The organism is Clostridium sp. K04 (genome assembly GCF_019734375.1).
Lineage (GTDB): Bacteria > Bacillota > Clostridia > Clostridiales > Clostridiaceae > Clostridium > Clostridium saudiense.
The window spans coordinates 1-22689 of the sequence record NZ_JAASHD010000050.1 but is presented as its reverse complement, the minus strand read 5'-3'; the positions used below and the strand labels follow the sequence as shown (position 1 = coordinate 22689).

The following is a 22689-nucleotide window of genomic DNA, read 5'->3' as shown; positions in this document are numbered from 1 at the left end:
GGTATTATTTAGTATCGCAAACTTATTGTATTTCCTTAGGTTGAGAAGAGCAATGTTCATATAACTTAACAGATCGTTATATATACCTAGGAGGAAGTTATGAAAAGACAAAAATCAAGAGAAAAAGCAATGGAACTGCTTTTTAGTATGGAATTAAGTAAAAATACTTACGAGGAAACAATAGAAACATTCATAGAAGATTATGAAATGGATTTAAAAACTATAGATGTTGATTACATAAAAAATGTTGTAAAAGTTGTTACTGACAATTTAGAAGATATTGATAGCAGAATAGTTAATGCGTTAGTGAACTGGAAATTAGATAGAGTTTCAAAAGTTAATTTAACAATATTAAGATTAGCTGTAGGTGAAATGTTATTTGTTGACGATGTACCAGGTAGTGTAGCAATTAACGAAGCTGTAGAATTAACTAAAAAGTATTCAGATGAAAAGAGTACATCTTTCGTAAATGGAGTTTTAGATAAAGTATTAAAAACTTTAGAGTAATAATTAATAAACTGGAGGGGCAAAAATGGGTAAAAGAATAGATGGCAAAGAAATAGCTTTAGAAATAAAAGAGGAAATTAAAGAGTTTGTAAATAAGAGAAAAGAAAACAATTTAAATGTTCCTAAGGTAGCATCTATATTAGTTGGAAATGATGGAGGATCTTTATTTTATTTAAATAATCAAGAAAAGGTAGCAACATCATTAGGAATGGAATTTGAAAAAGTTCATTTAAATGAAGAAGTAACAGAAGAAGAATTAATTAATAAGATAGATAAATTAAATAATGATAATACTGTTAGTGGAATAATTCTTCAATTACCATTACCAAAACATATAGATGAAAAGAAAGTTATATCAGCTATATCTCCTAAGAAGGATGTTGATTGTTTAACATTTGTTAATCAAGGAAAGCTATATATGGGAGAAGATACTTTTATGCCATGTACGCCTAAATCGGTATTAACAATTTTAAAAAGCTTAAATATTAATTTAGAAGGTATGGAAGTTGTTGTTATTGGAAGAAGTAATATTGTTGGTAAGCCAGCTGGAGCATTATTACTTAAGGAAAATTGTACAGTAACAATGTGCCATTCAAGAACTAAAAATTTAAGGGAAGTATGTAAAAGAGCAGACATTTTAGTTGTTGCAATTGGAAAGGCAAAGTTTGTAGATGAAAGCTTTGTAAAAGATGGAGCTATAGTAATAGACGTAGGAACAAACTCTGTTGAAGGAAAGATTACAGGGGATGTAGATTTTGATAAAGTTATTGATGTAGCTTCATTTGTTACTCCAGTTCCTGGCGGTGTAGGCGCGCTTACTACTACCTTACTTATGAAAAATGCATGTGAGGCTATAGAAAAGTATGAAGATTAAAACCTTAACGGTATCTGAAGTTAATAATTATATAAAAAAAATATTAGATAATGATTTTATATTAAATAATCTTTCAGTTAGGGGAGAAATTTCTAATTTAAAATATCACTCAAGTGGTCATATTTATTTTTCATTAAAAGATGATAATAGCAAAATTAACTGTATTATGTTCAAAAGCAAAAGCTATGATTTAGATTTTGTTCTTAAAGAAGGTATGGCTGTAATAGTTTCTGGTAGAGCTTCTGTTTACTCTGCTAATGGAACTTTTCAGTTATACTGTGATAGAATTGAACAAGAAGGACTAGGTGAGCTTCACATAAAGTTTGAAAAGCTAAAAGAAAAATTAAGTAGGGAGGGGTATTTTGATGAAGAACTTAAAAAACCCCTTCCTAAAAATCCTTATAGAATCGGAGTAGTTACATCAGAAACTGGTGCAGCTATATGTGATATAATAAATGTTATACGAAGAAGAAATAGTAAAGTAGATATTGTTCTTTATCCAGCATTAGTGCAAGGAGAAGGGGCTTATAAAACTGTAATTGATGGGATTGAATATTTTAATAAGACTAAGAGTGTAGAAGTTATAATCATAGGAAGAGGCGGAGGATCGCTTGAAGAATTATGGAATTTCAATGAAGAAGCCTTAGCTTATGCAATCCATAAATCAAATTTACCTATAGTTTCAGCAGTAGGTCATGAGGTAGATTTTACAATATCTGATTTTGTATCAGATTTTAGAGCTGCTACACCTTCACAAGCAGCAGAGGTAGTTGTACCTTTAGAAAGAGAATTATATAGGGAAATTAATGAATTTGAAAATAAATTAAACTTTATTATAGATAGTAAATTATCTAGTGAAAAAAGAAAACTTATGAATTTAGAAAAAGTTTTAAGTTTAAATTCACCAAGTAGCAAAATAGCTAATGCATATATAGAAATAGATAATTTAAAAGAAAAAATAGAAAAAATTATAGCATTTAAAATAAAGAGCAATAAAGAAAAAATATTTTCACTTAATAATGTATTAAATGCTCATAATCCAATAAATATATTAAGAAAAGGATATGCTATAATAGAAGATGAAAATGGAAAGATAATAAAAAGTAAAGATTTCTTTAGTGAAGATAAAGAAATTAAAATTTCTATGGAAGATGGATACGTTATAGGGAATTTTGTTCCAATAGAAAAAGGGGGAAATTGTCATGGCCAAGAAAGAAAGTTATAATGAGATGATAGAAAACTTAGAAGGCATTTTATCAACTTTAGAAAATGATGAATTAAGTTTAGAAGAAGCTATGAAGGAATATGAAAAAGGAAGCAAAATAGTAAATAAACTATATAAAACCCTAGATACTTTAGAAGGGAAATTTCTAACTATTAAAGAAAATTCTGAAGTTGTGAGGGAAAATGATGTTTAGTGAAATGAAAAAGGAAGTTAATACTTTTCTATTAAATTATTTTGAAAATAAAGGTAGTTTTAATAAAGTAATTTATGATTCAGCTAGTTATAGTCTTAATATTGGTGGAAAAAGAATCAGACCTTTACTTATGTTGCTAACTTATAATATGTATAAAGAAAATTGGAGAGAAATATTAGAATTCTCTAGTGCAATAGAAATGATTCATACATATTCATTAATTCATGATGATTTACCTTGTATGGATAATGATGATTTAAGAAGAGGAAAGCCAACCAATCATAAGGTATATGGTGAGGATATTGCTGTATTAGCAGGAGATGCTTTATTGAATGAAGCAATGAATGTAATGATGAAATTTTCATTAAATCATGGTAGAGAGGCATTAGTGGCATCTCAAAAGATAGCAGAAGCTGCGGGTGCAGAAGGAATGATTGGTGGTCAAGTCGTTGATATAATAAACGAAGGAAAAAAGATAAGTGAAGAAGAGCTTAGATATATGCATATGAAAAAGACAGGCGCACTTATTAAAGTTTCAATAGTAGCTGGTGCAATACTTGGTAATGCATCAGAAGAAGAAATTGAATTATTAGAAAAGTTCGGGGAAAATTTAGGTTTAGCATTTCAAATTAAAGATGATATATTAGATGTTATTGGTAATACTGAAAAACTAGGCAAAAAAGTTTTAAGTGATGAAGAAAATGATAAGACTAATTTCATAAGTATGCATGGTTTGGATTATTGTATTAAGGAATGCGAAAGACTAACTAATGAAAGTATTAATATACTAGATAGCTTATCTGTAAATACGGAAGCTTTAAAAATTTTAACTAAGGAACTTTTGGATAGAGAAAACTAAACAAAGGAATGGTAATTATGTCAAAACTATTAGAGGATATAAATTCACCAACAGATGTTCATGCCTTGACTGATAAAGAGTTATATGAGCTTAGTAATGAAATAAGAAGCTTTTTAATAGATAAGGTATCAAAAACTGGAGGACATTTATCTTCAAATTTAGGTGTAGTAGAGTTAACGCTTAGTTTATATAAGAGCTTTAATTTTGAAGAAGATAAAATAGTATGGGATGTTGGACATCAAAGTTATGTGCATAAAATATTAACAGGAAGAAAAGATAAATTTGATACATTAAGAAAATATAAAGGTCTTTGTGGATTCCCTAAAATTAGTGAAAGCAAATACGATGCATTTGGAGTTGGGCATAGTAGTACTTCAATTTCAGCAGCTTTAGGAATAGCAAGAGCTAGAGATATAAAAAAAGAAAACTTCAATGTTATTGCAGTTATTGGCGATGGTGCATTAACTGGAGGAATGGCATTAGAAGCCCTTGATGATGTTGGATTTAATAAAACAAATATTATTATAGTTCTAAATGATAATCAAATGTCTATTTCTAAAAATGTAGGTGGTCTTTCAGATCATTTAAATAAACTTAGAGTAGGCCCAGGATATAATAAGCTAAAAGAAGATATTAATAGTACACTTAGCCATAGTGATGCAGGAAAAACTGTAGTTGAGTGTTTACATAGAGTTAAAGATAGTATTAAACATTTATTAGTTCCACCAATGTTATTTGAAAATATGGGAGTTAAATATATTGGACCTATAGATGGGCATAATATAGAATTAATGAATGATGTATTTACTAAAGCAAAGCAAATAAAAGGTCCAGTTATAATTCATACTATTACCCAAAAAGGTAAAGGTTATGAGTATGCTGAACAAAATCCAAATAAATTTCATGGAGTTTCTCCTTTTGATTTAGAAAGTGGAGAAGCATTTATGCCTTCAAAAAAGACATATTCAAAAGTATTTGGAGATACAATGATAGAGCTTGCAAAAAGTAATAGTGATATAGTTGCAATTACTGCAGCCATGCCTGATGGTACAGGCTTAAAAGAGTTTGCAAAAGAATATAAGGATAGATTTTTTGATGTAGGAATAGCAGAGCAACATGCAGTTACACTTGCTGCAGGTATGGCATCTGCAGGTTTAAGACCAGTTTTTGCAGTGTACTCAACATTTTTACAAAGGGGCTATGATCAAATAGTTCATGATGTGTGTATTCAAAATTTACCTGTAGTATTTGCAATTGATAGAGCCGGTATTGTAGGAGATGATGGTGAAACTCATCAAGGAGTTTTTGATTTATCATATTTATCTGCTATACCTAATATGACAATTTTAGCACCAAAACATTTAGAGGAGTTACCTTTAATGCTTAAATGGGCATTAAATCAAAACAGTCCAATAGCAATAAGATATCCAAGAGGTGCTGATTGTGTTAAAGATATTAATCCTATAACTGAAATAAAATATGGAAAATGGGAAAAAATAATAAGCGGTGATAAAATTGCAATAATTGCTGTTGGTAAAATGGTTCAACATGCAATGATAGCTTCAGATTCATTAAAGGATAAAGGAATAAATCCAACAGTAATAGGAGCTACTTTCGTTAAACCGATAGATACAGAAATGTTAAAAGAATTGTCTACTCAAGGATATGATATTATCACAATTGAAGACAATGCTATAAATGGCGGTTTTGGAAGCTATGTTTTAATGGAATTAAGCAAACTTGATTTTAAAGGTAAGTTTAAAGCTTTAGGATATGGTGATAGTTTTGTTCCACATGGAGATGTGGAGTTATTATATAGGGATGCGGAGTTAGATCCAGAATCAATAGAAAAGTGCGTTATAAACGTTATGAAATAAAGGAGAAGAATATGGCATCAAAAAAAGAAAGATTAGATGTATTATTAGTTGACAAAGGTATTTGTACATCGAGAGAAAGAGCAAAAACTAATATTATGGCAGGACTTATATTTGTTGATGGACAGAGAGTTGATAAGGCTGGAGAAAAAGTAAGTGTTGATGCAGATATAGTTTTTAAGGGTGAAGAACTTAAGTACGTAAGCCGTGGTGGATTAAAATTAGAAAAAGCAATGAATACTTTTGGAATAGATCTTACTAATAAAGTATGTATGGATATAGGTGCTTCAACAGGAGGATTTACAGATTGTATGCTTCAAAATCATGCAAGTAAAGTATTTTCAGTAGATGTTGGTTATGGACAGTTTGCTTGGAAGTTAAGAACAGATGAAAGAGTTGTTTGCATGGAGAGAACAAATATAAGATATGTAACTCCAGAAGATATTGGTGTGCCATTAGATTTTGCATCAATAGATGTATCATTTATTTCATTAAGAACAATAATGCCTGCAGTTAAAAATCTTTTAGGTGACAAAGGTGAAGTTGTTGCACTAATAAAACCACAGTTTGAAGCTGGAAGAGAAAAGGTAGGGAAAAAAGGTGTTGTAAGAGACATAGAAGTTCATTTAGAAGTTGTAAATAAAATTGTAAACTTCTTAATTGAAAATGACTTTAATGTTTTAGGATTAAGTTTCTCACCAATTAAAGGGCCAGAAGGTAATAGAGAATATTTAGTTTACTTTACAAAAGATAAAGAAAAAGAAGGCACTTTTGAACTAAGTCAAATTGATGATGTAGTAAGAGAATCACATAGCCAGCTATAAATGCTGGCTATAGGTATATAGCAAATAATAAAAGGAGTTAATATGAAAAATATTATAGTAGCATTAAATCCTTCAAAAGATAAAGATGGTAAGATATTATCTTTAGTTATAGAGGAAATTACAAAGGTGTTTAAATATTCAAAAATTACTGTATTAAATAGTTATGAGATGAGTAAATATAAATTTGATAATAAACTTGATTTGCTAATAGTTTTAGGGGGAGACGGTACATTACTAGGTATAGCTAGAGATATAAATGGAAGATATGATGTACCAATCTTAGGAGTGAATATTGGAAATTTAGGTTTTTTATCTAGTATAGAAATACAGGATTTTGGCGAAGCTTTAAATAAGATAAAAAATGGACACTATACTATTCAAAATAGAATCCTTTTAGAATGTACAATGTTAAATGATGAAAATAATGAAAAAGGTAAAGCTTTAAATGATGTAGTTATTGCAAGAGGTACATTATCAAGAATGGTTAAATTTGAAGTGTTTATCGATAATAAGCTTTATTATAGATTTAAAGGTGATGGAATAATAATTGCAACTCCTACTGGATCAACTGGATATTCATTTTCAGCAGGAGGACCATTTATTTATCCTGATGTAGATGTAATTACATTGACTCCTATTTGTCCACATACAAGGGGAATGCAACCTATAGTTTTAAAAAGTAGTAGTGAAATACTTATAAAAGCAGAAAATTATAATGGAGAAATTTATTTAACCTTTGATGGACAAGAAGCTAAACAAATTAATGATAATACATCCATAATAATAAAAAAATCTGATTATTTAGCAAAAATTATGTTATTTGATAACTATGATTATTTTAATGTTTTAAGACAAAAAATATTAGATAATTAAAAAAAGAAAAGAATTACAGATGGAGAAGGTGATTAATTTGAAGTCCAAAAGACACAATCAAATTTTAGATATTATTAATAATAATGATATAGAAACACAAGAAGAGTTAGCAGAAGCACTTAAGAAATCTGGATATGATGTAACACAAGCAACAGTATCAAGAGATATAAAATTATTAAAGCTTGTTAAGATGCAAAGTGAAAATGGTAAATATAAATATAGTGCACCAACAAAAGAGGAAAGAGGTATAAATGATAAATTATATAGCATATTAAAAAATGCTGCAATTTCTGCAGAACAAGTTGATAAGTTTGTTGTTGTAAAAACTTTAACAGGTGCAGCATCAGCAGCAGCAGAAGCTATAGATAGTTTATATACTAACGATGTTGCTGGTACTATTGCAGGAGATAATACAATTTTTGTTTTAGTAAGAACTGATGAAAAGGCTTTAGAACTTATTTCTAAGATAAGAAAGATGATTTCTTAATTATTTAAAGGTGGGGTATAATGCTAGTTGAATTAAATATTAAAAATTTCGCGTTAATTCAAGAGTTATCGGTAGAGTTTGGTGCGGGATTCAATATATTATCAGGAGAAACCGGTGCAGGTAAATCAATTCTTATTGATACTATAGATTATGTATTAGGTGGAAAGTTTTCTAAAGATCAAATAAGATATGGTGAAGATAAAACAATTGTTGAAGCTGTTTTTTCTATAGAAAATGATGAAGTTTATGAAGTATTAGATGAATTATCTATAGATAGAGATGAAATGCTTATTATTAGAAGAGAAACAACTCTAAATGGTAAAAGCATTATTAAAGTTAACAATAGAAGTATTGTTTTATCTCAATTAAAAAGGATTAGAGAAAAACTTTTAGATATCCATGGCCAGCATCAAAATCAAAATTTACTTAATAGAGGAACTCATATTCTATATGTAGATGAATTTTATCATGAAAAAATAAAAGATTTACTTAGTGAATTTGAAGAGTTAAGACATGTATATATAGAAAATATTGAAAAGATAAACGAGTTAAAAGGTAATGAAGATAGAGAAAAATTAGCAGACTATATTAAGTTCCAAATTGAAGATATAGAAAAAGCTAATCTAAAAATTAATGAAGAAGAGGATCTTAAAGATGAATTCAATATGCTTTCAAATGCTGAAAAAATTTCTAATAGCTTAGTTAAATCATATGGGTATTTAAATTCATCTAATGATGGAATTTCTGTATTAGAAGGACTATCAAAGGTTATATCGGAATTATCATTAGTAGAAAATGTTTCAGAAGTAATTAAAGAAAAGAAAAATCAAATTGAAGAAGCATTTTATAATTTAGAAGAAGTAACAAGAGAAATTCGTGATATTGGTAGTGAAATAACTTATGACGAAGATAGATTAGCACAAATAAATGAAAGAATTTATAGTATAGGAATTTATAAAAAGAAATATGGAAATTCAATAAGAGAAATCCTAGAAAATTTAAAAAATTTAAAAGAAAAATATAATGAATTAGTTAATAGTGAAGAAATAATTAACAAATTAAAAGAAGAGCAAAGAAAACTTGAAGAAAAAATGAAGGTTATAGGTGAAAAACTTCATAATTTAAGAGTTGAAGCAAGTGAAATATTAGAAGTTAACATAAAAAAAGAATTGTCTTATGTTGGGCTTGAAAAAGCTATAATTAAAATAGAAGTTCTTTTAACTGAAAATATGAATAGTAGAGGATATGATGAAGTACAATTTTTAGTTTCTGCAAATCCAGGAGAACCATTAAAGCCATTAGAGAAAGTACTATCTGGTGGTGAGCTTTCAAGAATAATGTTAGCTTTAAAATGTGTTTTTGTAGATAAGGATAAAATTCCTACATTAATTTTTGACGAAATAGATACTGGTATAAGTGGAACTATAGGAAAACGTGTTGGTGAAAAAATGTACGAAGTATCAATAAAACACCAAGTTTTATGTATTACACATTTACCACAAATTGCAGCACTTTCAGATAATCATTACTTTGTTTCTAAGGAAGTATTAAATGGAAAAACATTTACTGGAATTAGAATGTTAAATAGAGATGATAAAATTAGGGAAATTGCTAAAATGGTTGGTGGAGATGAAATTAGTGATGTTACTATCGAAAATGCATCAGAAATGGTGAAATTTGCCGAAATAAAAAAGAAAGAGATGAAAAATAATTAGCTTTTATATACATAAGGCTTTGAAATACTGCAAACAATAAAATCATGGTAATTTATCATGGTTTTATTTTTTTTATATAAAATGTATTTAAATATAAATTTTTAACTATGTTAACAGAGTTATTACAGCATATAAAGATAGTATAGCGGGAAAATTAATGTCAGAAGGCAAGGAGGAGATAAAATGATTAAAAAAATATTAAAGTATTTTAGTATAATTACTGCTCCAATAGCTATTTTGGCATTAGTAGCATATTTAAGTGTTTCGCAACTGCCAGAAAAAATATACATTAATGATAGTACCGAAGTGTCAGATATTTCTGTACATAACCAAGGTGTATTAAATACTGTTAAATTAACTAAAGATAAAGTTAATATTGATTTCCTTGGTCTTATTCCAATAAAATCAGTGGCAGTACAAAAATTAGAGGATATTAAATTATATCCTGGAGGAACAAGTGTAGGTATAAAATTATCAACAGAAGGTGTATTAGTAGTAGGTTTTTCAGATGTAGATACTAGAGATGGAAATGAATTAAGTCCATCAAAAGCAGCAGGAATACAATTAGGAGATGTTTTATTAAAGGTAAATGGAAAAGATGTTGAAAGTTCAAAGCAATTGATCACTTTAATTAAAGAAGCAAATTCTAGTACTGTTAATGTAGAATTTATCCGTGAAGGTTGTAAATTCAATAAAGATATTGAATTAGTGAAAGAAGGAGAAGACTACAAATTAGGCTTGTGGGTCAGAGATTCTACAGCTGGTATAGGAACATTAACTTTCTATCATGAAGATAGTGAAACTTTTGGTGCTTTAGGTCATCCTATAACAGATGGTGATACTAATACTACATTTACAATTAAAGATGGAGATCTTTTATCAGCATCAATTTTAAGTGTTAGAAAAGGTGAAAAAGGAGTACCAGGAGAATTAAGAGGATTATTTGTAAATGAAAAGAATTCTATAGGAGAAATAAAAAATAATTCTACTTCAGGGATTTTTGGAAATTCATATGAACCATTAATAAATCCTAAATTTAGTGAACCAATGTCAGTTGGTTTTAGAAATGAAGTGGTTGAAGGTCCAGCTACAATAATAACTACAATTGATGATGAAGGACCAAAAGAATATGATATTGAAATAGTTAAGTTACTCCAACAAGATAAGAGTGGACCAAAGAGTATGATAATAAGAGTAACTGATGAAGAGTTATTAAGTAAAACTGGTGGAATAGTTCAAGGAATGAGTGGAAGTCCAATAATACAAAATGATAAAATTGTAGGTGCTGTAACTCATGTACTTATTAATAAGCCAGATATAGGATATGGTATATATATAGAATGGATGCTTGAAGAAGCAGGGATTATAGAATAAATAAAGTTGAAAAATGCAATCGTAAGATATAGTATTTTTAAAGAATGATACTATATCTTACGATTTTAAGATTAATATATTATTTTACAAAAAAACTACAACATTTTTATAAAAAAATTTCAAAATAATGTCAAAACCCCTATTATATTTTTAAATTTTATGTTATAATACAATCAATGGAGTTAAAAAGCATGTAAATATAACTGAATTAGAAGTTTTAGAAAATAAACTAATTTAAGTTTTAATGTTATTTTAAGTTTTAAATTTAAAAAAAATACTATTATGATGGGTAGAAAGGGAGAGAAAACGATGGATGGAAATAAAATATCTGTAATTATTGCTGATGATAATAAAGAATTCTGTAGTATTTTGAATGACTATCTTTTAAATCAAAAAGATATAGTTGTAACAGGGATTGCGAAGGATGGAAAAGAGGCATTAACACTAATTGAGGAGAAGAAACCTGATTTAGTTGTTTTAGACATAATTATTCCACATTTAGATGGTTTAGGGGTTTTAGAAAGATTAAATTCTATGGATTTAGATAAATTCCCAAGAATAGTTGTTTTATCTGCAGTAGGACAAGATAAAATAACTCAAAGAGCTATAACTTTAGGTGCTGATTATTATGTAGTAAAACCTTTTGATATGGACATATTCACTAAACGTATTAGAGATATGTTTAATGATACAATCGGAAATAATGAGCCAGTTAAAAAGCAAGTTGCTATGACTGCTACTGAAATGATTAGTACAAGTAACAACAGGGGTCCTGTTGATTTAGAAACTGAAATTACAAACATAATTCACGAAATAGGTGTACCTGCACATATTAAGGGATATATGTATTTAAGAGAAGCTATTACTATGGTTGTTAATGATATGGAATTATTATCAGCTGTAACTAAGGAATTATATCCTTCAATCGCTAAGAAATATAATACAACAGCTTCAAGAGTTGAAAGAGCTATCAGACATGCTATTGAAGTTGCTTGGGGTAGAGGACAAGTAGAAGCTATCAATAAGTTATTTGGTTATACTGTACACAATGAAAAAGGTAAGCCAACAAATTCAGAATTCATAGCTATCATTGCAGACAAGCTAAGATTAAAGAATAAAGTGTCTTAATATATATAAAGACAGTAACGGATTTTAAAATCAGTTACTGTCTTTTTTAGATTTTTCTATTTTCATTTCTTTTTCTAATACAAAAGTCATGATTATTCTTATAATAAATACTGAAGCTAAAATAATTAATTCATCCATATTTTTAATGATAACAGTCTTCAATATTTCTGCTGCTAACTTAAAATCTAAAGTTGTAACCATAACATCTGCAAATTCATATTTAATATCAACATCTCTTTTGAAAAATCTTTTTAAAATATAGTGATAAAAAGCTGTAAAGACTCCAAGAGTTAAAATCAAAATTCCCATAAGCTCAAAAATATGAATAAGAATAGGTAAATATTTGTTAAATAATTCTTCCAAAATGTATACACCTCAAATTGATAATATCTTTAGGTTACCCAAAGCTTAAAAAATAATACGAATATAGTAATAAACTTATAAATAATTATTAGAATAAAACATATGTGTATTAAATATTTTGAAAGAATGTAGGAAAACTAAATATGTACGAAACTATATGTAAAGGAGAAAAGGATGGAAAAAAATAAATTAAGGGAAATACAAAAAGAATTAATAATTTGTGAAAAACCATCAAGCTATTTAGAAGAAATTAAAGATTCGTTAAGAAATACACCTTTGGATGCATTACTTATACTTCAAAATACAGAACAAAACCTTAAATATCATCCAGAGGGAAATGTCTGGAATCATGTTATGCAAGTGATAGATACAGCAGCTAAAGTAAAAGAATTTGCAAATGATAAAGAAAGTTTAATGATGGGTGCATTATTACATGATGTAGGAAAAGGCCCAACAACAAAGAAAAATAAACAAGGAAGATGGATTTCGTATAATCATGATGTAGAAGGAGTAAAATTAGCAGAAAAAATATTAGATTATTATAATTATGAAAATGATGAAAAAAGTAAAATATTAAATTTAATAAAATATCATATGCATCATCTTTATATAATTCAAGATTTACCTTTTGCAAAAACAAAAGAAATGATAAAAGATGTAGATTTAAATGATATGATTTTACTATTTATAAGTGACAGATTAGGAAGAGGGCAATTAGAAGATAATAAAAAAGCAAAAGAAATAGAAGATATAAAAAAAGTTATATCAATTTTAGAAGAAAACTACAATTTGGATTTAAAAAATATAAAGGAAAAAGTGAAAAAAATAGAAAAAATTATATAAAATTTAAGTTACATATATTCACTTATGAATATACTAGAAATTACTATCATATTATTAAGATATAACAATATGGGGGTGGTTTCTTTGGAGATTATAAGTAAATTAAACTTAAATAAAAAAGAAAATAAGTTTTATTATTTTATGGTTTTTATATTCTTTTGCGTAGGTATAGCATTAGGTACATATATAGTCAAATATATGAGTGCAAGAGATGCAACAGATCTTACGAGCTATTTTTCTACATTTACTGAAAGTATAGCAAAAGAAGCAGTGAATAATAAAGTTTTATTATTTAATATACTAAAGAAAAATTTAATGCTTATAACAATAATTATAGCATTGGCCTTTACAGTATTTGGGACGCCAATAATTCTTTTATTGGATTTAGTTAAAGGATTTACATTAGGATATACCTTTAGCTTTTTAATTTCAACCTTCGACGGTAAAGGATTATGGTTAGCGTTAGCTTCAACAATACCACAGAATATTATTTATATTCCTTGCTTTATAGCATTAAGTATAGTTGGAATTGAATTTTCTTCAACAAAACTTAAAGATAAGTTCTTTAATAAAGGTAAAGTAAATACAATAGTAGAGAGAGAACTAATTTTAAAGATTGGGGTATTGGCATGTGTATTCATTATCGGAACTCTAATTGAAGCATATCTTGGTCCAAATATTATTAAGTTTGTAGTTACAAATGTTTATAAAGTTGGTTAATTAATAGATGATTATAAAAGGAAATTCTAAAGCTGTTGTCGAATAATAATAATTAAGGTGGGAATGGGGAGAATTATGAAAGAAATAGTAAATGAATATCGTGAGTCATTACTTGAAAGTCATAAAAGTGATAACACTGTTTATGCTTACGTAACTGATGTGAATTTGTATATCAAGTATCTAAATAGTAAAGATATATATTTAGATGAAACTGACAATGTTACAGTTAAAAATTATATCGACCATTTGTTGGAAGAAGGAAAATCTGAAAGATCAATAAGTAGAATTGTTATTAGCTTAAGAAGCTTTTATAATTATTTAAAAGATCAAAAGATAATAAGAGATATACCGAAGATATATTATAAGAGTACAGATCAATCAAAGAAGCTTCCAGAAATATTAACCGTTGAAGAAGTAGATAAGATTATTAAAGTAGTAGATAAGGATTGTAATAAGGGAATTAGAGACAATGCATTATTAGAACTTATGTATGCTACAGGAATGAAAGTTTCTGAAATAATTAATCTATCTGTTGAAGATGTAAATTTAGATTTACTATATGTTAGATGTCATGATAATAAAAATTATGAAAGACTTATCCCTATTGGAAGAAGCGCAGAAGCGGCTTTAAGGGAATATTTATCTATAAGGGATATAATAGCTTCAGCAGGAGTACACAATTTGTTTGTTAATTTAAATGGTAACCAATTAACAAGACAAGGAGTTTGGAGAATAGTAAAAGAATATTCTCACAAAGCAGGAATAAATAAAGATGTTAATTTAAATACATTTAGACATTCCTTTGCAGTACACCTACTTCAAAATGGAGCAAATGTAAGAGCGGTACAAAAACTTTTAGGAAATCAAGTATTAACTTACATGGACACTTACTATGAGATAATAAATAATGATAAAATAAACTTGGTTTATAAAAACTCCCATCCAAGAGCTTAAGGCTTTTAAAAAGGGGCTTTATATACGAAAGGAGAAAAAATATGAAAAGAGCTATATTAATTGTATTAGACAGTGTAGGAGTTGGAGAATTAGAGGATGCAAAGAGCTATGGTGATGAAGGAAGTCATACTTTAGATCATGTATATAAATCTTGTAATGGTCTTGAAATAAAAGAACTAGAAAGGTTAGGAATAGGTAACATAGAAGGTGTTAATGCTCCTAAGAAATGTGAAAATGCTATAGGTGCTTATGGTAGAAGCAAAGAAGCATCAAAAGGAAAGGATACTGTTACAGGGCACTGGGAAATTAGTGGTGTAATTTTAGAAAAACCTTTAAATACTTACCCACAAGGTTTCTCTAAGGAAATAATAGATGAATTTATAAAGAGAGCAAATATAAAAGGAATATTAGGTAATGTTGTTGCTTCAGGAACTCAAATAATTGAAGATTTGGGAGAAGAACATGTTAAAACTGGATATCCGATTATATATACATCTGCAGATAGTGTATTCCAAATTGCGGCTCATGAAGATATTATTCCAGTTGAGAAATTATATGAAATGTGCCAAATAGCAAGAGATATGCTTGTAAATGAATGGGCAGTAGGAAGAGTTATTGCAAGACCTTTTATAGGAGAAGCTCCAAACTTCAAGAGAACTTCTAATAGAAGAGATTATGCATTAGATCCTTTTAATAAGACTATGCTTGAATATTTAAAAGAAGAAAATTTAGAAGTTGCAGCCGTTGGTAAAATTGAAGATATCTACAATGGAAAGGGTATTACTTGTGCAGTTCATACAAAAAGCAATATGGATGGTGTAGATAAAACTTTAGATTATATGGATACTATAAAAGAAGGTCTTATCTTTACAAATCTTGTTGACTTTGACATGTTATATGGACATAGAAATGATCCAAGTGGATACGGAAAAGCTTTAGAAGAGTTCGATAATAGACTACAAGAAATTTATTCAAAAATGACTGATGAGGATATCCTTATAATAACAGCTGACCACGGCTGTGATCCTACAACTAGCAGTACAGATCACTCAAGAGAGCATATACCTGTAATAGTTTATGGAAAACATGTAAAACCAGGAGTTAATATTGGAACAAGAGAAACATTCGCTGATATAGGAAAAACAATATTAGATTTCTTTAATGTTAAGAATGAATTAGTTGGAAAAAGCTTCTTAAATGAAATAATGGAATAGTTGGAGGAATTAAACTTATGAGAATGTATGACCTTATAATGAAAAAGAGAAAAGGCGAAGAATTAACAAAAGAAGAAATAAACTTTTTTGTAGAAGGGTTTACAAATGGAAGTATACCAGACTATCAAGCATCAGCAATGCTTATGGCTATATTTTTCAATAAGATGAATAAGAGAGAAACTGCAGAATTAACTAATGCTATGGTTGAATCTGGAGATAAAATTGATTTAAGTAATATTAATGGAATAAAGGTAGATAAGCATTCTACTGGTGGTGTTGGAGATAAAACATCTATTTGTTTAACTCCTTTAGTTGCATCACTTGGAATACCAGTTGCTAAGATGTCAGGAAGAGGTTTAGGTCATACTGGTGGTACTATAGATAAACTTGAAACATTTAAGGGATTTTCTGTTGAATTAACAGAAGAACAATTCATGGAAAATGTTAATAATATTAATATTGCTATTATGGGGCAAAGTGGAAACTTAGTTCCTGCTGATAAGAAGTTATATGCATTAAGAGATGTTACAGCAACTGTTGATAACATGTCTTTAATAGCATCAAGTATTATGAGTAAGAAAATAGCTTCAGGAGCTGATGCTATAGTTTTAGATGTTAAGGTTGGAGATGGTGCATTTATGAAAACACCAGAAACAGCTAAAGAACTTGCAAGAGAAATGGTTGATATCGGAAATCATCTTGGAAGACAAACTATTGGAGTAATTTCTGATATGGATCAGCCATTAGGATATGCAATAGGAAATAGCTTAGAGGTTATGGAAGCTATTGAATTATTAAAAGGAAATGGCCCTAAAGACCTTTTAGAACTTACATTAACTATAGGCTCAAATATGTTACTTTGTGCTAAAAAAGCGGAAAGCGAAGAAGAAGCTAGAAAAATGTTACAAGAAAATATAGCTAATGGAAAAGGCTTAGAAAAACTTAAAGAATTTATAAAAGCACAAGGTGGAGATATTTCACCAATAGATGATTTTAGTAAATTCCCTAAGGCTAAGTATATAGAAGAAGTTATTGCACCAAGAGATGGTTATATTACTAAGATTAAAGCAGAAGCTTTTGGACTAATTGCCATGGAACTTGGAGCAGGACGTGCAACTAAAGAAAGTGAAATAGATTTAGCTGTAGGACTTGTTTTAAATAAAAAGAGAGGCGATAAAGTTAACAAGGGTGATGTTCTAGCGTACATACACTCAAATAACGAAGGGAATATAGAAAAGGCTAGAGAAAGTATCTTAAATAATATAACTATTGAAGATAAATATGACTTAAATATTCCGCTAATTTATGACATTATAAAATAAAGTTAACAAACTTAATCAGTGACAAGCTTGTCGCTTGTCACTTTCAATGATTAGGGGTGTAGCCTAAGAGGAAAATATGATAAATAGAAAGTAAAATTCTTTTTATCATATTTTTATTTTTTTTGGGCAATAATAAGCTTAAAAGGAGGAGAACAAATGAAGAAAAAATTATTTAAAAAAATCTCTATTATTCTTTTATGTTTATTATGTTTAAATACAGTTATTCCAATGGCGTCTGAAAGAAATGAATGGGAAAATGAATATCCACAGGATATTTATACAGCATGTTTAGAAGAAGGTATGAATGTAGATGCAAAATCTGCAATTCTTATTGAGCCTGTAAGTGGTACAGTACTGTATGAAAAAAATCCAGATGAAAAATTTGCCCCAGCTTCTGTAACTAAAATAATGACAATGTTATTAGCAATGGAAGCTATTGATAGTGGTAAAATTTCATTAGATGATAAGATAACTTGTAGTGAAAATGCTAAGAGTATGGGTGGAAGCACAATGCTTCTAGACACTGGAGAGGTAAGAACTGTTGAAGAAATATTAAAAGGAATAGCAATAGCATCAGGTAATGATGCAGCAGTTGCTATGGCAGAATTCTTAAGTGGTTCTACTGATGAATTTGTTAAATTAATGAATGAACGTGCTCAAGAACTAGGAATGACTAATACAACATTTAAAAATTGTAATGGTTTACCAGTTGAAGGGCATTTAACAACAGCAAGAGATATTTCTATAATGTCATTAGAATTACTAAAGCATCCAACAATATTAAAATATAGCGGTACATATATGGAAACAATATCTGAAGGAAGAAAGAGTCCTATTGAGTTAGTAAATCACAATAAATTAGTTCGTTTCTTTGATGGATGCGATGGTTTAAAAACTGGATTTACTCAAGAAGCTAAGTATTGTATAAGTGCAACAGCTGTAAGAGATGGAGTAAGAATGCTTGCTGTAATTATGGGAGCACCTACATATAAGATTAGAAATAGAGATGCTAGTATGCTTATGAATTATGGTTTCTCAAAATATCAAGGTAAAAAGCTATTTAATAAAGATGATGATGTTGAAACTGTATATTTAGGAAAGAGTGAAGATAGATATTATGTAGCAAAAGCTAAAGATGACTTATCTATAGTATTCTTAAAAGGCAGTGAAGGAGAACCACAAAATAAGATTATATTAAATGAGCCAAAAGATAGTTATACTGAAGGTGAAATAGTAGGAAAATGTGAAGTATATCTAGATGGTCAAAAGGTTGGAGAAGTAGAGTTATATTGTGATAGAGATGTTGAAAAAGGCGGATTTATTGATAACTTAAAATATAATATGAAAAATCTATTTAAAAAGGGAGTATAAATAGTATATTTAGTGATTGGATAGACAATATGTTGAGTTAGTCACTAAAATAAAATATAAAAGTTATGTTAAGGGATTAATTCATAAAAAAATGGATTAATCCCTTTTTTTATACTACAATGTAAATGTAGGAAGGTGAACTTTAGTGAAGAGAAAATTAATATATGTAATGGTAATAGTGGGTTTATTAACGGGATGTTCAGCAAATAATGATACTGTAACAAATGGTGAGAATAATAATACTATTATTGAAGAAAATATTGAAGAAGAAACTATGGAATATACTGTGTTTAATGCTTTAGGAAAAAGCTATGAATCAAGTAAAAATATATATGAATTAAATGAAGGGGATAAGATATATGATGACATGAATGGTTATCCTCACGTGCAAGGTGAATATAAGGAAATAGATTTTGCAATAGATTTATTAACGGAATATCTACATAAAAACTCAGAAGCATATAATTATATTGTTAGTGATTGGGATAGTAATAGTGAAGACGTTGTATTGATAGCGGATGAAGAAAAAGAAAGAGTTATGGAAAATGCAAACTTTCTAGGGGAACAATTTGGCCTATCAAATGAAGATCCTGTTTATTTTAAGTTAGATAAGGTTATACTACAAAGTAAAAATGAAAATGATAGTATTGTTGAATTAGAATTAAGAGGCTACTTATCTGCAACTGATGGTAATTATAGACCACTTGGAACATTTACTGTTACGGTTTATACAAAAGATGATAAGTTATATGCTTCAATAGTTTAAAGTAATATATAATTAGTTTTTTATAAAGCGAAATATGAAATTAAAAGGAATTAATATTTTTATTTAAGCTAAATAATGGTAAAATATAAATAGTAATATTTTAAATATAGGAGGATTAAAAATGTCAATTTTAAAAAGATTTAGTGATATAATGTCATCAAATATTAATGCGTTATTAGACAAGGCAGAAGATCCTATTAAAATGATAGATCAATTAATGAGAAACTTAAATGATGATTTAAATAAAGTTAAAGCAGAAACAGCTTCAGTAATGGCGGAAGAGACTAGAGCTAAAAGAGAATTAGATGAATGCCAAAGAGATGTAAATAAAATGTTAGAGTATGCAAAAATGGCTGTAGATGCAGGAAATGATGATGATGCAAGAGCGTTTTTAACAAAGAAGGTATCATTATCTGAAAAGTTAAGTGCACTTAACACAAAGTATGAAGCTGCACATAATAATTCAGTTAAGATGAAAGAAATGTATAATAAATTAACAAGTCAAATTGAAGAGCTTAATGAAAGAAGAAGCACAATTAAAGCTAAAGTTGCAACTGCAAAGATGCAAGAAAGAATTAATAAAATGGGCTCATCTATAAATAATTCAAAATCAAGTTTAGATTCATTTAGCAGAATGGAAGAAAAGGCAAATAGAATGTTAGATGAAGCAAATGCTATGGCAGAATTAAATTCAAAGCCAAGTGATGGAATAGATGATTTAATGAGTAAATATGATAAAACTTCTAATAGTGATGTAGAAGATGAACTAGCAGCTTTAAAGGGAAATAATAATGCTTCTGCAATTGACGATGAGTTAGCAAAACTTAAAGAAGAAAAATAATATATAGAATATTTTAATGGCATGGATAATATAGGAGGCAAATAGTATGGGGTTGTTTAGTAATCAACTGTTAGACGTAATAGAATGGAATGAAACGAGAAATGATGTTTTGTTCTGGAAATGGAAAAATAGCGAAATTAAAAAGAATAGTAGATTAATAATAAGACCAGGTCAAGATGCTATATTTATGCATAATGGCAAAGTTGAAGGTGTATTTACTGAAGAAGGTAATTATGAAATAGAAACAGAAATAATACCTTTATTGTCAACTTTAAAAGGGTTTAAATTTGGATTTAAGTCTGGACTTAAAGCAGAAGTACTATTTATAAATACAAAAGAATTTCAAGTTAAATGGGGTACTAAGAGCCCAGTAAATATTCCAGCACCAGGAATGCCAGGTGGAATGCCTATAAGAGCTTTTGGATCATTTAATGTTAAGATAGATGATCATATGACATTAATAGATAAGATTGCAGGTATTAAAAGTCAATTTACTGTTGATGATGTAAAAATGAGAGCTTTAGCTGTTGTAGATCAGCTTTTAATGAAATGGATAGTTAGAGAAGGAAAGGATATGTTTAATTTACAAGCAAATTCCTTTGATATAGCAAATGGTATAAAGACTGATTTAGATATGGAAATGATTAAAATAGGTCTTACTATAACATCATTTAATATAGAAAACTTCAGTTATCCTGAGTCAGTTCAAAAAATGATAGATAAAAATGCAGCTTATGGAATGGTAGGTAATATAGGTCATTACCAAAATGTTTCTATGGTAGAGGCTATGGAGAAAAATCCTAATAACTCAATGGCTAATATGGCTCAAGCAGGAATGGGTATGCAAATGGGAATGAATATGATGAATGAAATGAAGAAAAACATGGAAAATAGTTCATCATCTAATTCATCACATAATGCTGGCGGAAATAATTCTAGTACAACTTGTAAGAGTTGTGGAGAACCTTTAAGTGCAAATGCTAAATTCTGCCCTAATTGTGGAACGAAAAATGTTCAAGAAGAAGTTACTAAAACAAAGAAGAAGTTTTGTAGCGAGTGTGGGGCACAAGTAGCAGAAGGTGCTAAGTTCTGTGGAGAGTGTGGCTGTAAAGTAAATTAAAAAGAATTATAATTTTGAAATAGGAAATACCTAAACTTAAGAAAAACATTTAAGGAGTACATTATGATTATCGATAAAGAGTTTTATAACAGAAGTGCAATAGATGTTGCTAATGATTTACTTGGAAAGGTATTAGTTAGAGAAGTTGATGGTAGAATCTTAAAAGGAAAAATAGTTGAAACAGAAAGCTATATAGGAGCTATAGATAAAGCTTGTCATGCTTATAATGGTAGAAGAACAAAAAGAACTGAAATATTATATAGTGATTGCGGAGTAGCTTATGTTTACTTTATATATGGCTTATACCACTGTTTTAATGTTGTTACTAATGAAAAAGATGTGGCAGAAGCAGTTTTAATAAGAGCAATTGAACCTTTAAATGAATTTGATTATATTTCACAAGTTAGATATAAAAAACAATTTAAAGAATTAAGTAAAACTCAAATTAAAAACTTAACTAATGGTCCATCTAAATTATGTTTAGCTTATTTAATAGATAAAGATTTAAATGGGGATAAACTATATGAACAAGGGAAAATCTATCTTGAAGAATCTGAGGAAAATGATTTTGAAATAGTTAAAACAAAAAGAATTGGAATAGACTATGCAGAAGAGGCTAAAGATTTTTTATGGAGATTTTATATAAAAGATAATGATTTTGTATCAAAAAAATAACAAATGTAATTTCTGAATCTTCAAGGTGCAGAAAAGTAAAAGGGAGAGATAAAGATGAGAGTAGCATTAATTGCACATGATAAGAAAAAAGAGGAAATGGTTAATTTCGCAAAAATAAATGAGGAAAGATTATCTCATTTAGAACTTTATGCAACAGGAACAACTGGTTTAAGAATTATGGAAAATACAAATTTAGAAGTGCATAGATTAAAGAGTGGACCTCTTGGTGGAGATCAACAAATCGGAGCTTTAGTTTCTGAACAAAAGCTTGATTTAGTAATATTCTTAAGAGATCCTTTAACATCACAACCACATGAACCAGATATAAATGCATTACTAAGACTTTGTGATGTTTATGAAATACCTCTTGCGACAAATGTTTCAACAGCCCAATTAGTATTAGATGCATTGCATAAATAAAAATTTAATAAAGAAATTACTAAATCGTATAGGTATAGTTTTTGATGTATAAAAAATAGAGTTGCATAATGGGAGGGCACTGAAAAACTTAATGTTTTTCAAGTGCGGTTATCCACAAAGTAAAAAATAGTTAATGAAGCTGAAGCT

The 22689-nt window shown here is 28.5% G+C and carries 24 protein-coding genes; 23 read left to right on the top strand and 1 reads right to left on the bottom strand.

Going from position 1 to position 22689, the window contains the following annotated elements; translation table 11 throughout:
- Window positions 1-99 precede the first annotated feature (99 nt).
- The 12 genes from nusB to spo0A all read left to right on the top strand — a co-directional run bounded on the left by nusB (window position 100) and on the right by spo0A (window position 11933).
- The gene (nusB, locus tag HCG70_RS15600) at window positions 100-507 is read left to right on the top strand and encodes a transcription antitermination factor NusB (protein ID WP_042396758.1); all 408 of its coding nucleotides are present in this window, start codon (window positions 100-102) and stop codon (window positions 505-507) included.
- A gap of 25 nt (window positions 508-532) precedes the next feature.
- The gene (locus HCG70_RS15595; RefSeq protein WP_042396761.1) at window positions 533-1381 is read left to right on the top strand and encodes a bifunctional 5,10-methylenetetrahydrofolate dehydrogenase/5,10-methenyltetrahydrofolate cyclohydrolase; all 849 of its coding nucleotides are present in this window, start codon (window positions 533-535) and stop codon (window positions 1379-1381) included.
- The gene (gene xseA / locus HCG70_RS15590) at window positions 1371-2606 is read left to right on the top strand and encodes an exodeoxyribonuclease VII large subunit (RefSeq protein ID WP_221697989.1); all 1236 of its coding nucleotides are present in this window, start codon (window positions 1371-1373) and stop codon (window positions 2604-2606) included. Before HCG70_RS15595 ends, xseA begins: the two co-directional genes overlap by 11 nt.
- Window positions 2584-2799 carry an exodeoxyribonuclease VII small subunit gene (gene xseB / locus HCG70_RS15585; protein WP_221697988.1) on the top strand — a complete coding sequence of 72 codons (216 nt, stop codon included), beginning with the start codon at window positions 2584-2586 and terminating at the stop codon, window positions 2797-2799. The genes xseA and xseB overlap by 23 nt, the downstream gene beginning before the upstream one ends.
- On the top strand, window positions 2789-3658 hold the full coding sequence (locus HCG70_RS15580; RefSeq protein WP_042396766.1) for a polyprenyl synthetase family protein: 870 nt from the start codon (window positions 2789-2791) through the stop codon (window positions 3656-3658). The genes xseB and HCG70_RS15580 overlap by 11 nt, the downstream gene beginning before the upstream one ends.
- 17 nt (window positions 3659-3675) lie before the next feature.
- Entirely contained in the window at window positions 3676-5535 is a 1860-nt protein-coding gene (gene dxs / locus HCG70_RS15575; RefSeq protein ID WP_042396767.1) for a 1-deoxy-D-xylulose-5-phosphate synthase, read from the top strand.
- A gap of 11 nt (window positions 5536-5546) precedes the next feature.
- Window positions 5547-6356 (top strand): TlyA family RNA methyltransferase, encoded by an 810-nt coding sequence (locus HCG70_RS15570; protein ID WP_042396769.1) that lies wholly within the window; start codon window positions 5547-5549, stop codon window positions 6354-6356.
- Window positions 6357-6398: 42 nt separating this feature from the next.
- Entirely contained in the window at window positions 6399-7229 is an 831-nt protein-coding gene (locus tag HCG70_RS15565) for an NAD(+)/NADH kinase (RefSeq protein ID WP_042396772.1), read from the top strand.
- A gap of 37 nt (window positions 7230-7266) precedes the next feature.
- Window positions 7267-7716 carry an arginine repressor gene (locus HCG70_RS15560; protein ID WP_042396774.1) on the top strand — a complete coding sequence of 150 codons (450 nt, stop codon included), beginning with the start codon at window positions 7267-7269 and terminating at the stop codon, window positions 7714-7716.
- A 20-nt stretch (window positions 7717-7736) separates the two neighbouring features.
- Window positions 7737-9431, top strand: coding sequence for a DNA repair protein RecN (gene recN / locus HCG70_RS15555; protein WP_042396776.1), 1695 nt, complete (start codon window positions 7737-7739; stop codon window positions 9429-9431).
- Window positions 9432-9614: 183 nt separating this feature from the next.
- Window positions 9615-10805: a SpoIVB peptidase gene (gene spoIVB / locus HCG70_RS15550; RefSeq protein WP_221697987.1), complete on the top strand. Its 1191-nt coding sequence runs from the start codon at window positions 9615-9617 to the stop codon at window positions 10803-10805.
- Window positions 10806-11114: 309 nt separating this feature from the next.
- Complete coding sequence (gene spo0A / locus HCG70_RS15545; protein ID WP_221697986.1) at window positions 11115-11933, top strand: sporulation transcription factor Spo0A; 819 nt, start codon at window positions 11115-11117, stop codon at window positions 11931-11933.
- Between the two features lie 30 nt (window positions 11934-11963).
- On the opposite strand, the gene HCG70_RS15540 is transcribed toward spo0A, so the two are convergent.
- A complete protein-coding gene (locus tag HCG70_RS15540; protein WP_243275558.1) occupies window positions 11964-12296 on the bottom strand; it encodes a DUF1622 domain-containing protein in 333 nt (110 codons plus the stop codon).
- Window positions 12297-12470: 174 nt separating this feature from the next.
- Here HCG70_RS15540 and HCG70_RS15535 point away from each other — a divergent pair, with 174 nt between their 5' ends.
- The 11 genes from HCG70_RS15535 to HCG70_RS15485 all read left to right on the top strand — a co-directional run bounded on the left by HCG70_RS15535 (window position 12471) and on the right by HCG70_RS15485 (window position 22542).
- Window positions 12471-13139: an HD domain-containing protein gene (locus HCG70_RS15535; protein ID WP_042396786.1), complete on the top strand. Its 669-nt coding sequence runs from the start codon at window positions 12471-12473 to the stop codon at window positions 13137-13139.
- 84 nt (window positions 13140-13223) lie between these two features.
- A complete protein-coding gene (spoIIM, locus tag HCG70_RS15530; protein WP_260457846.1) occupies window positions 13224-13859 on the top strand; it encodes a stage II sporulation protein M in 636 nt (211 codons plus the stop codon).
- Between the two features lie 75 nt (window positions 13860-13934).
- Window positions 13935-14813: a tyrosine-type recombinase/integrase gene (locus tag HCG70_RS15525; protein WP_042396791.1), complete on the top strand. Its 879-nt coding sequence runs from the start codon at window positions 13935-13937 to the stop codon at window positions 14811-14813.
- A 41-nt stretch (window positions 14814-14854) separates the two neighbouring features.
- Complete coding sequence (locus HCG70_RS15520; RefSeq protein ID WP_221697984.1) at window positions 14855-16027, top strand: phosphopentomutase; 1173 nt, start codon at window positions 14855-14857, stop codon at window positions 16025-16027.
- 17 nt (window positions 16028-16044) lie between these two features.
- Complete coding sequence (locus HCG70_RS15515) at window positions 16045-17349, top strand: pyrimidine-nucleoside phosphorylase (protein WP_042396798.1); 1305 nt, start codon at window positions 16045-16047, stop codon at window positions 17347-17349.
- Between the two features lie 156 nt (window positions 17350-17505).
- On the top strand, window positions 17506-18720 hold the full coding sequence (locus HCG70_RS15510) for a D-alanyl-D-alanine carboxypeptidase family protein (RefSeq protein ID WP_042396801.1): 1215 nt from the start codon (window positions 17506-17508) through the stop codon (window positions 18718-18720).
- Window positions 18721-18865: 145 nt separating this feature from the next.
- Window positions 18866-19486: a hypothetical protein gene (locus HCG70_RS15505; protein WP_042396804.1), complete on the top strand. Its 621-nt coding sequence runs from the start codon at window positions 18866-18868 to the stop codon at window positions 19484-19486.
- Window positions 19487-19607: 121 nt separating this feature from the next.
- A complete protein-coding gene (locus tag HCG70_RS15500; RefSeq protein WP_221697983.1) occupies window positions 19608-20327 on the top strand; it encodes a PspA/IM30 family protein in 720 nt (239 codons plus the stop codon).
- A 46-nt stretch (window positions 20328-20373) separates the two neighbouring features.
- Window positions 20374-21447, top strand: coding sequence for an SPFH domain-containing protein (locus HCG70_RS15495; RefSeq protein WP_042396809.1), 1074 nt, complete (start codon window positions 20374-20376; stop codon window positions 21445-21447).
- Window positions 21448-21510: 63 nt separating this feature from the next.
- On the top strand, window positions 21511-22122 hold the full coding sequence (locus tag HCG70_RS15490) for a DNA-3-methyladenine glycosylase (RefSeq protein ID WP_042396811.1): 612 nt from the start codon (window positions 21511-21513) through the stop codon (window positions 22120-22122).
- Window positions 22123-22176: 54 nt separating this feature from the next.
- Window positions 22177-22542 carry a methylglyoxal synthase gene (locus HCG70_RS15485; RefSeq protein WP_042396814.1) on the top strand — a complete coding sequence of 122 codons (366 nt, stop codon included), beginning with the start codon at window positions 22177-22179 and terminating at the stop codon, window positions 22540-22542.
- Window positions 22543-22689 lie beyond the last annotated feature (147 nt).